The sequence below is a fragment of the Photobacterium piscicola genome, assembly GCF_046058925.1.
Taxonomy (GTDB): Bacteria; Pseudomonadota; Gammaproteobacteria; order Enterobacterales; family Vibrionaceae; genus Photobacterium; species Photobacterium piscicola.
The window spans coordinates 329,248-345,923 of sequence record NZ_CP175535.1 but is presented as its reverse complement, the minus strand read 5'-3'; the positions used below and the strand labels follow the sequence as shown (position 1 = coordinate 345,923).

Here is a 16,676-nt window from a genome sequence, read left to right as displayed (position 1 = left end):
CATTTCCCTTAATTACTCCCCCCGCCTAAATATAAGGAAAGAGTAATGCAAACAGGTTATTGGGCAATTGATGCTTTTATTATTGCCAATATTATCCTCTGGATCACGGTGACAGGTATTTTTATCTATCAACAACATTCCGGTGGTGGATCATTGGTAAACCAATCAAATAGTACCCATTCAAGGAGTAGAAAATGAACCCTAAAACGCTTGGATATACCACGATGATTGTTTCTGCCACCCTTATGGGTTGTGTTGGCTTGTTCTCACGTAATATTAATACCAGTGGTGATGTCATTGCATTTACACGGATGATCGTCGGTGCTATCTGTATTTTTGCCATTATGCTCTACCAAGGTAAAGCGCAACAATTAAAAAACATAACCCTGACCCCTGCCGTCATAACCAGTGGCGTCTGTTTAGGATTATGCTTAGCCGCATATGTCTCCGCCACCCAATATACAACCTTAGCCAATGCGGTATTTTTAATTTATACCGGCCCTGTTTTTTCAACTATCCTCGCTGCGATATTCTTAAAAGAAAAAATTTCAGCCCTGACTGCATCGATGTTAACCGCAGTATTTATTGGCTGTTTGTTTATTATCGGCATTATCAGTTATAACCCTCACACTGGGTTGACGTTATCGCTGTCGTTTTCTAAAGAAAATATGATCGGGGATATTCTGGGATTAATGTCAGGTATCGGCTATGGCTTGTATTTATTCTTTAGTCGTTACCGTACCGATATTGGTTCAGACTCGCGTTCATTATTTAACTTTTCATTTGGTGCGATAGCCATTGCGATTTGCTTTATCATTAATCCCCCATCATTAGCAGCAATGGATGGCACCTCATGGCTATGGCTACTATCAATGGGGTTCTTTATTGGTTTTGGCGCACTATCATTATTAACCATTGCCGCTAAACATTTAAAAGCAGCGGAATTAGCCTGTATATCTTATTTAGAAACGGTTGTCGGTGCAGGACTGGGGATTTTAGTCTTTAGTGAATCATTAACGGTTTTACAAGCCATTGGTGGCGTATTGGTGATTGGTGGTGGTATGGGAGAGATAGTGATTAATATCATCAAGAAACGGGCGTTATCTCATAAACCGCTACCACAATCATAAGGTGATGCTATGCACACTTCACTCAATTGGGGGCTACTCCTAGTAACCGTAACAATTATGGTTGCTTTAGCTCTGTACAGTAATAAAGTCATGCACAGCAGCAAGGGGGAAGGTGGTTTTTTACTCGCCGCAAATTGCTTAGGCCCTTTTATTGGTGCCTCAACCATTGTTGCGACTGCATTCTCTGGTTGGGGATTCATGGGCTCTCCTGGGGTTGCGTATAAATATGGTGCGATTGAATTATTGGGCAATTTCTTCTTTGCCCCCGCGATGATTTTAGCGGTACTATTTTGTGCGCGCTTTTTACACCAAAAGGCCCAAACCATGGGGACCTTGACGATTGCGGAATATATTGCAGCCAGTCATGATGGCCCTCAAAGTATCAAGCGAGTAACCCAAGCTTTCTGTGCCATTATCACTATCGTACTGTTACTGATTTTCCTTGTCGGCCAAATAAAAGCATTAGGGCTTTTAGCAGGACCATGGCTGGGTATTAGCCATACCACCGCCTCATTAATTATGGTGGCGATTATTATTATCTACACATCAATTGGCGGGCTTGCTGCAGTTGCTTTTACTGATACGTTTATGGTGTTAGGTATGTGTTTATCAGCCATTATTATTATGGTGACCATTTTTACTGATCTGCCACCCTCTATGTTAATCGAGCAACTAAACGCCATCGATAAAAATTTATTAGCGCCACAAGATTCAGGTCCTTATGGAAGTAGCCGCTGGCATGTATTAATGGTACTACCGTATGCGTTTATCTATAGTGCAACTCTGCCCTATATGTCAGTACGGTTTATGGCTTTTGCTAATACCACTAAATTACACCATGTTGCAGCTTATATGACTCCGATGGCGTGTTTACTTAGCCTGGTTCCTATCGTTGGCTGCTACATTCGCGTAAAAGTACCAACCCTAACAACGCCTGACGATGCTATGCCCGTTTTTCTTACTCAATTTCTATCACCTTCATTATCAGCAGTGGTGACTTTGTTCATTTTATTTGCCATGAAATCAACCGCGAACTCAGTATTACATGCAATATCTGGTGCAGTTTCTCATGATTTACGTCAAGCATTGTGGCCCCAATCATCACTAACAGCAAAACAGTTGTTACTACTCAATCGTAGTGCAGTACTCGGACTTGGCACTCTCGGATTTATTATCATGCTGTTTGCGCCCCCGTTTATGCTTTCTATGTTAGCAATTTTAGGATCAGGAACATTAATGGCAGCATTAGTTGCACCAACGTTATTAGCCCATTGGTTACCTGGTAATATTTACGCCGCATTGAGCGCATTAGTGATTGGTTTTTTTAGTGGCTGCCTACTGTTTGTTGAATTTCATTTTGGCTGGGTTGAGGCACCGCTTTATGCTTCATTTTTAGCTTGTTGTAGTTATGCGCTGGTGGCTAAATGCTGCCAATATCAATTCATAGCCAATCATCTTCGACACCTATAACGAAGCAACAAGAGAATAATTTCCCCGTTATTCTCTTGTTATTAGGGCGCAATCGAAGCACTGGTTTGCCAATGATGTAATTGCTTTTGTAATTGCCCTTGTATTGATTGAGATGTATCGATATTTTCCCGTAATGATAAATGATTCACTCGATAATGCCGCGGTGTTACATGTAATAACGTTTTAAACTTTTCATTAAAATTTGATAATGATGAAAATCCGACTTCAGCACCAATATGTGCAATAGTCCAATCTGTTGAGACTAAATATCTTGCTGCTTGTTTCACCCGCTGTTCAATTAAGTATTGTCGAAACGTCACCCCTAGATGAGTATGGAAAAAACGTGAAAACGTACTTTCCGCCATGTGTAATTGCTGGGCGACAATAGTAACAGTTAATGGCTCAGCAAGATTTGTCGCAATATATTGCAATACAATATCAACCCGATTTTCGGTTCTTTTGGTGGTAGAAAAAGTAATCGGGTGGCTTTCTAAGCATTGCTGCGATGGTGTTTTCGTTAACTGATCCAGTAGCATTAATATATTCAGTAGCTGCTTAAAATCAAAGGAGTTTTCTATATTATCCATAATTTCAAATACAGTTTCTAACCCCCCACTATCAAATAACAAACCTTGTTTCGCATTATCCAGCATGTTTTTTATATTGGTAAATTGAATACTATCAATAAAAGTTTGCCCTAAAGCATTTAAACGAAAATGCAGTACGTCTCCCGCACTGTCATTATTATTTAGCGCTTCACCACTTATTTTAAATGGATTGAATGGTGCGATTAAGACTAGCTGTCCAACAACTAATGGTATATCAGTGGAGGACAAATAAAGAGTGCCACCATTTTTTTGGGGGCGAATCAATATATAATCAGCTCCAAAAATAAACTGTTTATTCTCAATCAATGGCTGTAAATCGAACATTAAAAATTTAGGTGTATTTGCAATGACCCTTTGATACATAACCTACCCTCCTTGAATCACTCCATTATTACAATTTTATGCTATAGAGCTAGATGCTTTAGTCCAAAGTGAGCGGCTATTCACTGGCACGATATAGTCTTTTTTAAATTATGTGATATTCCATCGAGCTTTTTAAGTAATAACTGAAATGAGCATATTCAGAGTGCCATAAAAATCGGTCAGAGCCATTGTTATGTGTTATCCCCACTAAAAAGTGATAACAACCGCTATAAATACCATCATCAGCATATAATCGACATTTATCGGCATAACTTCGCTATAAAATCAGTTTTAAAGGCGCATTATAAAACCATTGAAGAGCACAACTCATGATCTTCAACAGCGAGAGGCAGCGACATAACACATTGTTAAATAGAAGAATAAATATTCGTTATCGTAAGTAAAACTAACAATGTGCCAATACACACTGTTTCAATACAACTATTCGTTCTCATGGAGAATTTGCAATGAGTATTTCAAACGATTTTTATCCAAATGCTTCTTTACCGCTTGAGCGCAAAGAATCAGGTGTGCCTTATGTTAGACCGGGATTACATGTCGAGTCTTATAACGATTTTGATCCTCTTCGTCATGTTATTGTTGGTATTGCTGATAACCAACATATTCCAGAAGCTTGCCCCGCTAGTAATGAAAAGATCCCTGCTGATTCACCAATGCGTGGTAGTAAAGCAGGTCGCCGTACTCAAGAGTCCATTGATCGTGCAAACGAATGTTTAAATGGTTTTGCGCAGATCCTTGAAAACCGTGGCATCATTGTTGACCGTCCAGGCGCCGTTGACTGGCATGATCGTATCAATACTCCCGATTTTTCAATCAGCTCAGGCTTTGGTTGCATGCCTCCTCGTGATTGCTTGCTTACTATGGGTAAAAGTATTCTAATGGCACCCATGAGCTTTAGAAGCCGTTATTTTGAATATTTGGCATACACTGATCTTCTTCGTGAATATTTTGAATCAGATCAAAAATGTATGATCGAACAAGCACCACGCCCACGTTTATCTGACGATAGTTTCCGTATGGATTATGTTGCTGCTTATGAATATTTATCTGATGAAGAAACAATGGCGCGTTCATTAAATAAAGAATACAGCACCAAAGAAACAGATATTTTATTTGATGCCGCAGATGTCATGCGCTTAGGTAAAGATATCTTTGTTCAACATGGCTTAACCACTAACTTAGCCGGTATTCACTGGATCAAGCGTAAATATGAGCCAATGGGATACCGTATCCATACATTAAGTTTTGCAGATAATCACCCAATTCATATTGATGCTACATTCTGTCCTTTACGCCCAGGTCTAATGTTGCTTAATCCACATCGGCCATTATTTGCCGGCCAACGTGAAATTTTTGAAAAGAATGATTGGCAAATTGTTGAAGCCGTTAAACCTGCATGGGATAACCCACCACCACTTTGTTATTCAAGTACGTGGCTATCAATGAATACATTGATCATTGACCATAAAACAGTGTGTGTTGAAGCCAGCGAAAAAGCACAAATGGAGCAATTTGATAAACTCGGCTTTAACGTTATTCCGGTTGATTTACGTGATGCGTATGCTTTTGGTGGTGGTTTACACTGTGCAACGGCTGATGTATGGCGTGAAGGTAAGTGTGAGGATTATTTCCCTAATCAGTTTAGTGGTTCACATAATATTGAGCATTGGGAATACTAAATAATCATCCTATTATTCGCCCTTTATTAATTACTATTATTAAGGGGCGTTTTTGTGCGTGTATTCAATCAAATTAATAACAAAAAAAAACGAGCCTCAAGAGACTCGAAAAAATCATATAATACTTTTAAATATTTTATTGTTAATCTATTTATATCCATATAAACAGAGAATAAATAAATAAAAGCAAAAAGTGTATCGCTAACGATTATCAACTAAATTCACTTTAATTTGTCAAATATATGTAAAGTATTAAATGGATATTCACAATTGAATATCCATCGTTAATAAATAAACATTAATACATTTATATTTACAATGTCCCTCCGAGTGAAAGGTAGAATGAGCTTTCACCCGTGGATGTCTGACCATAACTTAAATAAACAGGCCCTAAAATGGAATCTACGGCAACATACACACTGCCAGCAGTAATCGCACTGTGCCAACTCATGGCTGATGTGCGATCCCATACGCCACCTTTTTCAAGTGAACCGCCAACATATACCGGAAACTTAAATGCTCCAAAATTATTATCAATAACACGATAACGGTATATTAAACTGGTTAAAGCACTATAACGACCATTTAACTCATAACGATGATAGCCCGATAAATTAAATAATCCTCCAAGATCTTGAGCGTAGATAGGTAATAAATTATCAGCATCTGAACCAGCAGTTTTTATTGAAAATACCATTGTATGTTTATCGTATGTGAATGGTTTAATTATCGATAAATTATAATATACCGTGTCACCAGACTCTGATTCACCTGACGTTGGTCGACGTAAGGTATTACTATAGCCAATCTCACCATTTAAATAAGAACCATAAGATGGAAAGAAGAAGCTATCTAAATCATCATAAGTAAGATCTAAATATGGTCCATATAAATCATAGTTTTCTTTACTATCCAATGCTGATACCGCAATACTACCTGTTTGACCTTTATACCCTAATGTTAATGCTGCCCATGGTCTTATATTCCATCCCATTTCAGCGTAAGCATTAGTTTGATTATATTTCGCATCAATATTTTTTAGATCTTCTGTATTTAAATTATAAGCATTAAAATTATCAAATCGACGAATTTCATTACTCGTTGCAGCGCCAAAAGCAGTAAAGAAATGTTGTTGATAATCTATCGGAAAATATAGTTCAGTTGAAATATCCTTCCAACTCCCCAGTTTCCACTCAAGTAACCACTCTCCACCTTTATCGGTAAGATCAGTATAAATATATTGTGCGCCAAAAGAAAAATCAGATCGGCTTTCAAAATCATCTTCAAACGCCAGTGTAAAGTTTAAGTATCCAGGCCCCCAAGATTTTTCATTAATATCCATCACTAAAATATTTTTATTATCTTTTTGCTTTATTGAATAATTAATTCGACCATAGATATCTTCACTCTGTAAGCGTTTCACAGATTGTTCTAATTCATTATTAGAAATCACTTTACCTGTTTTTAATTCTAGTTGTGCTAATAATGTTTTATCCGGTAAATTAGTATTATTGATGATTTCAATATCATCAATAAAATATGAGTCATGTGCAGATAATTTCACTCGTCTCATATTTTTTTCTTTATTATATTTAGCATAATCAGAAGTTGATAATTGATAGCGTAATAAACGAGGAAGTGATGCTTGGGCTATTTTCCGTCCCGCTTGATAAGCCTGATCTAATTTATCAAAATCAGCTGCAGTCATAAAAGAAACATTGGGTTGTAAATAAATATCATTCGGCTTCATTAAGCTTTTCTGATAGTCAGCACTGGCATTAGTCATAAAGGTCGTTAACTGTGACACAATATTTAAAGCGCTATCTAAATCTTTTTTAGGCATTAAACTATCACGTAAATCCACCGCAATAATAACCTCAGCGCCAAGCTGCTTTGCCACATCAACAGGCATATTATTAACGACCCCACCATCAACAAGTAACTTACCATCGAGGTGAACGGGTTTTAATGCGCCAGGCACCGTCATTGATGCTTGCATTGCAGTGGCTAAATTACCAGAGTCAATAATAACAGGGGTTACCTTCGTTATATCCGTCGCAACACTGCGGTATGGAATAGCGAGTTGATCAAAGGTTTTTAATGCCGGTAAATTAACGGTAAGTTGGCGTAAAATAACAGCGAGCCCTTGGCCTTGAAATGCACCAGGGCGAGATTTAAACTCACCATTAATATCCAAACCTAAATCAGTATGTAACTGATAAGTATCGCCTTGTTTCTTTCTTCGTAACGATAGATCATTACGACTAGCCCTATCGATATAACCCGTATTCCAGTTAATATCAAATGTTCGTTGTTTAACTTCGTGAGCAGACAGCCCCATGGCATACATGCCACCGACATAGGCTCCCATACTCGTACCAGTCACAATATCAACTGGAATACGATTTTCTTCAAGAACTTCCAGTACGCCAATATGGGCCGCACCCTTTGCACCACCGCCACTAAGCACTACACCAATTTTAGGACGCTCAATAACAGGACGATCTGCTGTTGCAGCATAGACATTAACAGTTGATGTACTCACAAAAATACAACATAAAATACTGCTAAAATTCTTTTTACTAAACAACATCGTCTAACTCCGCTAACAATAATACTTAGTATAACGTAATACACATCAAAGTATTACGTGTTAACCCTTTAGCAGTATTAAAACAAAAAGAGCGTCGATAAACACGCTCTTTCTCTATTCAGCTATCACTATTTATGTTTTAAATTCCTTTTGCGACATCATCTAAGGCTGTTAATACTTGATCGGTTATATGACCTTCATGAACCAATTTACATACTTTTCGACGAACGGCTAAACCTGAAATTAAGCGTTCAATGGATAAATGGCGTTCATCTTGACGGCTATTGTACAGCTCAACCGTTTTACTGAGCGTTTCATAACTAACACGCTCCCCTGCGACATGAAGCCAATCAAGCTTCTCTAAATACCCCTGACACTCTTCTGTAATCGTAGTAGCTGGATGACCAGTCATTGCAGACAACGCCGTAATACTACGTTGTAGCGCCTCAGAAGAGGTATATTTAGATAAAACGATAGTAAGTTCATCTGCATTTATTTCAACTAAATGCTTACGCAGCTTAATACGACGTCCTAACCGCCCTCGAGGTCGAGGTTCTTTACGTTGGATTGGTTCAAATTCGCCATCAATAATCGCGGATAACTGATCTAGTGCTTGTTTAGGCATAATCTCATTACGTAATGGATTTGGCATCGTTGGTGCCATATTACGTTTGCCTTCATTAGTGGTTTTCGCACGAGAATAACGAATAACTTCTTCAGCATCAGATTTAATATCTATTCGATAATCTGTATAACGTTTATCAACATCATCAGCCGAAATCGTTAAATGATAACCCCATAAATTAACCGCAAACATCGTCTCTGTCACTTTACCTTCTGCCAGTTTTTTTAATTCACGAATAATATCTGAAGAAAAACGACGCCATTCAATATTTCTAGCAAGTTTTTGATTCAATTCACTTAATAGCATTGAATCAACAACACGACGTGACATGCGGCTTCTAAAAAACGTGTACAGTTGAAACACTAAAGTATGTTGACGTAAAATCTCTGGTGGGAACAAGAAGAAATAATCACGGGTGAGTAATTCATCAAAAAAGGAAGGTTCCCACACTAAAATATACAAGTTAGGTTTGATGCGAATCTCACCATCGTCACCTTCTTGAGGCGCTTCTTCTGATGCTGTGATCGTACGAGCAATAAATCTAAACCGATCACTTTTAAAACCTTCTGGCATATTTTCACTCAGCCAACGACCGGTTAATTCATGCAACTGAAAATCTGTAAATTCGATACGATCAATACTTTCGCGAATAGAATCACGAGCAGGGCCACTGTCTTTTTTACCACGTAAAGCTAAAATATCAGTGATATAAACAGGGGTTTTATTTGCCATTGAGCGGAGTTGGATCTCATAATCCGCAAGATGATGATCGTGATATTGTACGGTTAGCGTAAACAATGCAAATAACGTCATAAGATCATCAACAGTCATGATCGATTTTGAAGATCGTGTTTCAATGATCGCTTTAGTGCCACTGATCGCAACCATTGCTTTTTGATAACTTTTCTTTGTTCGTGGTGGCGCTAAAGCTTGATCAATAATACCAGCCCAACTTGTTGGCGATACCACAATTTGATCAGCTTCATCTGGCATCGATGGTGGAGTACCTAAACCATATTCAGTCAATAAGCGACGGTTAACATGATTTTGGGCTAATGCCTTAGACCGCTTTTGTTTTTCACGTTGCTTAAATTGATCTGATAGTAAACTACCAGTACCAAGCTGAGAGATGAGTAGTGCTGGATTAATAAAGTGATGCAGCATAGTTTTACCAGCAAGGCCTTCTTCAAATCGCACTGGCTGTTGATTAAATAGCCCAACACTGACAGCTGCCCGTAAACGTTGCTGAATAGCAGCGCGGGTTAACTGGCCTTCTGTTGCTTCAATAAGTTCAGTTGTTGAAACCATACCATCTTGGCTTGATAAGCCACGTAATGAAATTAAATTCAACAGTTCGATAATACTTTTGGTTACACCTTTAAAATGCTGGTATTGGGGTAACCAATCAACCAAATTTGCAGGGATCACAAATAAATGACCATCTTTGTGTGATCTTGGCGCTTCGATCAATATCTTATCAATCGGATTTTTTTTAGTATTTCGAACGGAATTCATTTGTCATTAGCCGTAGAAGCATCATCTTTCCGTAGAGATTAATAGAAAAAGATCAATAAATAAAGTTTTTTATTTAAAGATTTTAAAACTGATCTTTATGATTAAATCTGATCTTATTGATTATATGATCTAATGATCAGGTGAGAAAATTCGTTGTAACTGTATGTTTATAATAATTATTATTTTACAGGCAGTTGGAACGATGATCAACAGAAGTACAGAAACATGATCATATAGCGCTAGAAAGCATGATCATCATAGCACTGGAAAGATGATCATTATAAAGCTGAAAACATGATCATAATAATAATGAAAGCATGATCATCATTGATTATCACCTTTTCCACAAAGTTATCCACAACTAAGATGTGAGAGTACGTATTTATTGGTGTTGATTGTTATTTTCAGTGTTATCGATAGCCTTTTTTTACTGGAAAGATGATCATGTTGGTGTGTTTTCAAGTTTTTGGGGCATATTTATGCTTGTATTGCTTCTCGCAAATGCTTTTTTAAGTTGAATTGACACTTAATTGAGATGACATTCAACGTAAACCAATGTGGATTTGTCATGTATCCGCCATTGGATCAATGATCATCGTGTATTTGGTGTATTTCAATTCTCCATATTGAAGAAATTAAGCGGTTGTTTAGTAGATTTTAAATGACAGCTATGAAGCCCCAACCCTTATTGAATCAGCGTTCCCCGTAGTTTATCTTCAATTTTACATGCTTCCGTGTTGTTAACTCAATAATTGTGATCATTGAACTTTATCTTGATCATTTTTCCGCTATTAAGTGAGTCTAAAAGTACGGTTTACAGGTCTATATTAGCAATTATCTTTGCTTGATCATCGTTTCATCTTTTGTTCTTCTTTGTTGGAACAATGATCAAGTAATCATGAGCTTTTATGAATTCACTGAATATGATTTCAGGTTGTTTTTAGTGTTATTTTGCTTTTTTTTACTTTTTACTAATGAAATTGGGTGATTTCACTAGCAAATAGAATAAAATCTTTCATCGACTCTTTTTTATATTGAAATGACATTATCCGTAAATTATCACTATTTTTTCATTGTTCCGTTAATAATGCAGATGAGTTGAATTTACATTGTAAACTTGTGACACTGTAACAGTTTTGCGAAATGGGTTTAATGAGGTAGATTAGGTTGGATTTTTGAGTAGATTGAAGTCTAAAAACCTTATTTTTTTATGCTTTTTGCATTAATCGATGTTTTTTAGTTGAGATTGGTATCACATGTTTTTGTTCAGCTTTTTATTGTTTACAGTGTGTTTTATTGTACAATAGAGGCAGTCTATTATCATGGCGAAGAGTACTAATGAATAGGGAACAGACGATACAAAATTTGCTCAATATTGCAGAGCAAACTAAACAAGTACAAGCGGATCGTATTGAAATTGTTTTAGAAGAGCGTCGCGAGGAAGTTTTTCCACCAATGTCAAAAGCATTAATGGAAACGCGCTCAGGTTTAACTCGTCGCAAGTTAGATGATGCAATTTCACGTATGGAAGCGACTGGGCATCAATTTACAAAAAATAAAGCAAATCACTATTCAATTACCCTTGAAGAAGCACATCAGTTGATGGAGTCAGCAAAAAAGCCTGCTTTTTATCAACGAGAAGGCGCTGGACGTAAACCTTGGGTGGTGAATGTCCAGAATCAGAAAGGTGGTACTGGAAAATCGATGACAGCGGTGCACATCGCTGCTTGTTTAGCCTTAGATTTAGATAAGCGTTACAGAATTTGTCTTATTGACCTTGATCCTCAAGGATCGTTACGTTTATTTCTTAATCCATTGATTAGTATAGGTAAACAAGAGACTATTTATTCAGCAGTGGACGTAATGTTAGATAACGTGCCGGAAGGTGTGTTAACGGATAAGCATTTTGTAATGGATAATGTGGTAATGCCAACCCAATATCCGAATCTTAAAACCATTGCAGCTTTCCCTGAAGATGCGATGTTCAATGCTGATGCATGGCAAGATTTGGCTGTAAATCAAGATCTTGATATCGTGCGTTTACTTAAAGAAAAAGTGATTGATCCGATTGCTGATGAGTTCGATATCATCATGATTGATACGGGTCCTCATATTGATCCATTAGTTTGGAATGCAATGTATGCATCAAATGCGTTGATCATTCCTTGTGCTGCTAAACGTTTAGACTGGGCATCAACCGTTAACTTCTTTCAGCATTTACCCACTGTTTATGAGATGTTTCCAGAAGATTGGCACGGATTAGAATTCATTCGTCTGATGCCAACGATGTTTGAAGACGATAATAAAAAGCAAGTTTCAGTATTAACCGAAATGAATTACTTGTTACGTGAGCAAGTAATGATGGCGACAGTACCACGAAGCCGCGCTTTTGAGACATGTGCAGACACTTATAGCACTGTTTTTGACCTTACTGCGGCTGAATTTGAAGGCGGTAAGAAGACCCTTTCTACGGCTCAAGAAGCCATTCAGCGTGTTGGTCTTGAATTAGAACGTGTTATGCACAGCCACTGGGCAAACTTGAACGAGGAGTAATTGACAGATGGCAATTAAAACTACAGATCTTAATGCACGTTTATTTGGTAAAGCCGATAAACGTCGTGCGACCAATGTTACAGAAGCACAAACAGCAGCCCGTGATAAAGCCGCTGTGATTGAATTAGCTGTTGCTGGCGAAGATACTGTTGCTTTTGAATTAGTAAAAGTAAACGCAGATGATATCAGCACACAAACGATCGTTTTTGCTGAAAATGCGCGTGAGCAAGCTTTTTTAAATGAGCATGCTCTTGCTGATATTTTAGTAACGTTAAAAGATCGTGGCCAGCAATATCCCGCCGTTGGTCGTTGGCTTGATGATGGTCGTATTGAAGTATTAGACGGTAGCCGCCGTCGTATGTCTTGTATTATTGCTCATAAAGATTTTCTAATTTATGTCGCTAAAGGCATCAATACTGAGCATGCTAAATTTTTGTCCGATGTTGCGAACGCGCATAAGCCATTATCTTTATTTGAACGTGGTAAAGAAATGCAGTCGCTGTTAGATACTGGCAAAGTTGCTGATCAAAAAGAACTGGCTAAGTATTTACAGTGCAGTGAAGCATTAGTGAGTGGTGCACTAAAAGCTGCAAGTTTACCGATGGAATTATTGATGGCTTATCCTAGTGTGGGTGAACTTGGTCGTCCTACTATTGTTAAACTTCACCGTATTTTCTTTGGTTTAAATCACGAACAACAGCAACACATGATTGCTGATTTGAGCGGTGATAATGCAGCATTGTGGAAGACGATTAACGCACAAGGCATTAGCCGTATTACGCGTGAAGTAACAGGTAAATTAGAACAATTAGGTGAGCAATTACATCCTAAGACAGTGATTGAGAAGCCAACATCGCAAGATTTAATTAAGGGTAAAGTCTCTTATATGCGTGATGGTGATAAGTTACAGCTTAAATTGAAAAAGATGAGTGATCGTCAAATCAATGATGTACTGGCTTATTTAAATGATTATCTAAAGTAACGTTTATTTTACTTAATAAAAGCCACGCAATTATGCGTGGTTTTTTTATGCCTGTTGTGGCTGTGTTATGATCTGTAGGTCATTTATTTATGGATCTATTTATGTCGGCGCAGTTAGATATTTTCTTCGCTCAACTTCAGCAACAATTATCACACCATTTTTGTCGTCAGTTAATTGTCTTAGAAGGCGATTGCGAATGGGCAACGACAATGGCAACTGTTATTGGTAAGCACTTTTCACAACGATTATGGGCTGGGGATAATGCGCCAATGTCATTTGTGCCTTCATCTCTTAAACAGTCAAAGCAATGGCTTGGGCAAGAATTTGATATGGTGGCTATCAACGCATTAGATGGATTGAATGCAAATACACTCGGTGCACTTTCTGGCACCGTTAAAGGTGGGGGTATTCTTGTTATTATTACGCCACCAACATGGCGACTTGCTAATATTAGCTCTCATTTTTATCATCGTTTAGGTCGTTTGTTTTTAGAGCCTGAGGTTATGCTTATTCAGCAGTCACAACCTGTCGAGTTCTTATCTTTAGCTGTGATACCTGATGACTTATCTTCTTCTCAAATATTTACGGATGCTAATGTTCAACGAGGGTGTTTAACTGCAGGCCAAGTAGACGCAGTGGATGCGATTATTAAAGTTGTGACCGGCCATAGTAAACGTCCATTAGTGTTGTCTGCTGATCGTGGTCGAGGTAAATCGGCGGCGCTTGGTATTGCTGCTGCTGAATTATTACAAACACGAACAATTAAAATCGCTGTTACGGCTCCTTCTTTTGCTTGTGCGGATACGGTATTTAAACTTGCTAAATTACGCTTAGCAACGGCGCTACAACCACATCGACATCAATTACATTTTGGCGCTAGCCAGTTAGAATTTGTAGCCGCTGATGAAATAGTTAACCGCGCATCAGAATTTGATTTTATTATGGTGGATGAAGCTGCCGCTATTCCAGCATCTATCTTAATGGCGTTACTTTCTCATCATAATCGATTAATTTTTGCGACGACTATTCATGGTTATGAAGGCACTGGGCGTGGGTTTGAAATTAAATTCAAACAACAATTAACAATTAAAATGCCACAGTGGCGCAGTTATCATTTAGAACAACCTATTCGCTGGGCTGTAGGCGATCCGCTTGAAGCTTGGATTTTTAAAGCGTTGTTATTATCCGCCGAAGCCCCGAATTGTACTGCGCTTGATGTTGGTTCTGATGTCGCTGCGATTGAATATTCTGTGTTACCGACCTCTGAATTAGCGGCTAATGAAAACTTATTAAACCAACTGTTTGGTTTATTGATTAACGCCCATTACCAAACCTCGCCCAATGATATTCAACAACTGCTAGATGATCCTGAACTATCACTGATTGTTGCGTTACAAGCGAAGACAATTATTGGTTGTTGTGTTGTGTCTAAAGAAGGTGGATTTGATGCTGAACTTGCACAATTAGTGATGCAAGGTAAACGTCGTCCACAAGGGCATTTATTGGCTCAATCCTTAGCGGCTCATTTAGGTTATGCGATTGCGGCCGAGCAGCGTTGTTATCGTATATTACGTATTGCTGTTGCTGATAGTTTTCAACAACAAGGTATTGGTACCCATTTGGTGGACGCTGTTTTACAACAAGCACAGAATGAAAACATTGACTATATCGGTACAAGCTTTGGTGCGGCTAATGAGCTTGTGGATTTTTGGTGTCATTGTTCATTACGGCCGTTGCGGTTAGGAATCACTAAAGATGCAGCGAGTGGTCTCCATTCTTTATTGTTTGTTAAACCGTTATCAAGCGCTGCGTTATTATGGTTTGATGAGGCGGTTGCTTTGTTCAGTGCATCTTTTATTTGCCAGCGAGTTGAACAATTTAGTCAGCTTGATAGCCAATTGTTTTTTAAATTATATTCTCAAAATGTTCAGCAACCATTGAATTATGGCTTATCACAGATACAGATTGAACATCAGCTACAAACCTTTATTCAAGGTGGACTTGGTTATGATGTCGTGGTTGCTAGTCTTGAAAGTTGGCTCTCACAGTATTTGTTGCAAGATGATTGTGCTTGGAATGATGATGTCGGCTTTGCGGTAGCTAAGATTTTGCAAAAACAAACTTGGTCAGCGGTGGGGGAGCGATATCATTTAGCCAGTCGTAAAGTTGCTCAGCAGCATTTACGAAATATAGTTGCTCGTTATTATTCTTTATCTTCTCAAGTTTATTAGAGGTTTTTCATTATGCAAATTCAAGTTGATACACATACACATACATTATCCAGTGGTCATGCTTATAGTACAATCATTGAAAATGCCCAAGCTGCTGCGGCAAAGGGATTAAAAATGTTTTGTAATACTGACCATGCTTCTTTAATGCCTGGTGCTCCTCATTTCTGGTATTTTGCGAATCAACGTGTCCTTCCTCGATTTCTTGAAGGTGTCGCTGTTTTACGTGGTGTTGAGGCAAATATCAAGAATACTGCGGGTGAGGTCGATCTTGATAATACCGTTTTAGCGAAATTAGATTGGGTGATAGCGAGTTTGCATGAGCCCGTTTTTAAACCGATGACGAAAAGTGATCATACTGAAGCATTGATTAATGCAATACAGTCAGGCGTGGTTGATGCGATCGGTCACCCTGGAAATCCTAATTATGATTTCGATTTTGAAGCCGTCATTCGTATTGCCGCTAAGAATAATGTGTTAGTTGAAATCAATAACTCATCATTGGGCCGCTCTCGTGTTGGTAGTGCACCTCGATGTGAAGATATTGCTGCACTAGCAAAAGAACTTGGGGCTCGAATTACGACAGGGTCTGATGCTCATTTTGCGGCGGATGTTGGTAACTTCTCAAGCATTAAGACTTTGTTAGCACATGTTGATTTTCCGCAGGAATTAATTGTGACTCAATGCCCTGAAACATTCTTAGCATTCTTAACTGAGCGTGGAAAGTCTGTTGCTGAACAATATGAAAATCATAAATGGTGATCAGATAATGTTTTGGTTTACAGTGTAAACTGAGACTTAATTATATTTACAGTGTAAATCGTCATATTAATTTACACTGTAAATATTATAATTCTAGCCAACAACTACAGCCAACAACTACAGCCAACAACTACAGCCAACAACTAC

11 protein-coding genes are annotated in these 16,676 nt (G+C 38.2%); 8 read left to right on the top strand and 3 right to left on the bottom strand.

The features are described 5' to 3' along the window. Nucleotides 1-45 precede the first annotated feature (45 nt). The 3 genes from ACJZU6_RS16250 to ACJZU6_RS16240 are packed head-to-tail and all read left to right on the top strand — an operon-like array spanning nucleotide 46 to nucleotide 2,600. Nucleotides 46-198 (top strand): hypothetical protein, encoded by a 153-nt coding sequence (locus ACJZU6_RS16250; RefSeq protein ID WP_158258953.1) that lies wholly within the window; start codon nucleotides 46-48, stop codon nucleotides 196-198. Next, nucleotides 195-1,130 (top strand): DMT family transporter, encoded by a 936-nt coding sequence (locus ACJZU6_RS16245; RefSeq protein WP_080156494.1) that lies wholly within the window; start codon nucleotides 195-197, stop codon nucleotides 1,128-1,130. Before ACJZU6_RS16250 ends, ACJZU6_RS16245 begins: the two co-directional genes overlap by 4 nt. Nucleotides 1,131-1,139: 9 nt before the next feature. Then, complete coding sequence (locus ACJZU6_RS16240; protein ID WP_408901397.1) at nucleotides 1,140-2,600, top strand: sodium:solute symporter; 1,461 nt, start codon at nucleotides 1,140-1,142, stop codon at nucleotides 2,598-2,600. Between the two features lie 41 nt (nucleotides 2,601-2,641). Here ACJZU6_RS16240 and ACJZU6_RS16235 read toward each other — a convergent pair whose 3' ends face one another. Beyond that, entirely contained in the window at nucleotides 2,642-3,571 is a 930-nt protein-coding gene (locus tag ACJZU6_RS16235; protein ID WP_408901396.1) for a helix-turn-helix transcriptional regulator, read from the bottom strand. Between the two features lie 467 nt (nucleotides 3,572-4,038). Between ACJZU6_RS16235 and ACJZU6_RS16230 the strand changes: the two genes are divergently transcribed. Further along, nucleotides 4,039-5,271 carry a serine/threonine protein kinase gene (locus ACJZU6_RS16230; RefSeq protein WP_080156497.1) on the top strand — a complete coding sequence of 411 codons (1,233 nt, stop codon included), beginning with the start codon at nucleotides 4,039-4,041 and terminating at the stop codon, nucleotides 5,269-5,271. A 313-nt stretch (nucleotides 5,272-5,584) separates the two neighbouring features. Here the strand turns inward: ACJZU6_RS16230 and ACJZU6_RS16225 are convergent, their stop codons facing one another. Both ACJZU6_RS16225 and ACJZU6_RS16220 read right to left on the bottom strand, forming a co-directional pair. Continuing rightward, entirely contained in the window at nucleotides 5,585-7,864 is a 2,280-nt protein-coding gene (locus ACJZU6_RS16225; protein ID WP_408901395.1) for a patatin-like phospholipase family protein, read from the bottom strand. Between the two features lie 139 nt (nucleotides 7,865-8,003). Further along, nucleotides 8,004-10,004, bottom strand: a complete 2,001-nt coding sequence (locus ACJZU6_RS16220; RefSeq protein ID WP_080156499.1) for a replication initiator protein RctB domain-containing protein — start codon at nucleotides 10,002-10,004, stop codon at nucleotides 8,004-8,006. Between the two features lie 1,338 nt (nucleotides 10,005-11,342). Between ACJZU6_RS16220 and ACJZU6_RS16215 the strand changes: the two genes are divergently transcribed. From ACJZU6_RS16215 to ACJZU6_RS16200, 4 genes are all read left to right on the top strand, one after another. Further along, nucleotides 11,343-12,557 (top strand): AAA family ATPase, encoded by a 1,215-nt coding sequence (locus tag ACJZU6_RS16215; RefSeq protein WP_080156500.1) that lies wholly within the window; start codon nucleotides 11,343-11,345, stop codon nucleotides 12,555-12,557. A 7-nt stretch (nucleotides 12,558-12,564) separates the two neighbouring features. Next, a complete protein-coding gene (locus tag ACJZU6_RS16210) occupies nucleotides 12,565-13,539 on the top strand; it encodes a ParB/RepB/Spo0J family partition protein (protein WP_080156501.1) in 975 nt (324 codons plus the stop codon). A gap of 101 nt (nucleotides 13,540-13,640) precedes the next feature. Beyond that, entirely contained in the window at nucleotides 13,641-15,770 is a 2,130-nt protein-coding gene (locus ACJZU6_RS16205) for a tRNA(Met) cytidine acetyltransferase TmcA (RefSeq protein ID WP_408901394.1), read from the top strand. A gap of 12 nt (nucleotides 15,771-15,782) precedes the next feature. Further along, the gene (locus ACJZU6_RS16200; protein WP_080156503.1) at nucleotides 15,783-16,529 is read left to right on the top strand and encodes a phosphatase; all 747 of its coding nucleotides are present in this window, start codon (nucleotides 15,783-15,785) and stop codon (nucleotides 16,527-16,529) included. Nucleotides 16,530-16,676 lie beyond the last annotated feature (147 nt).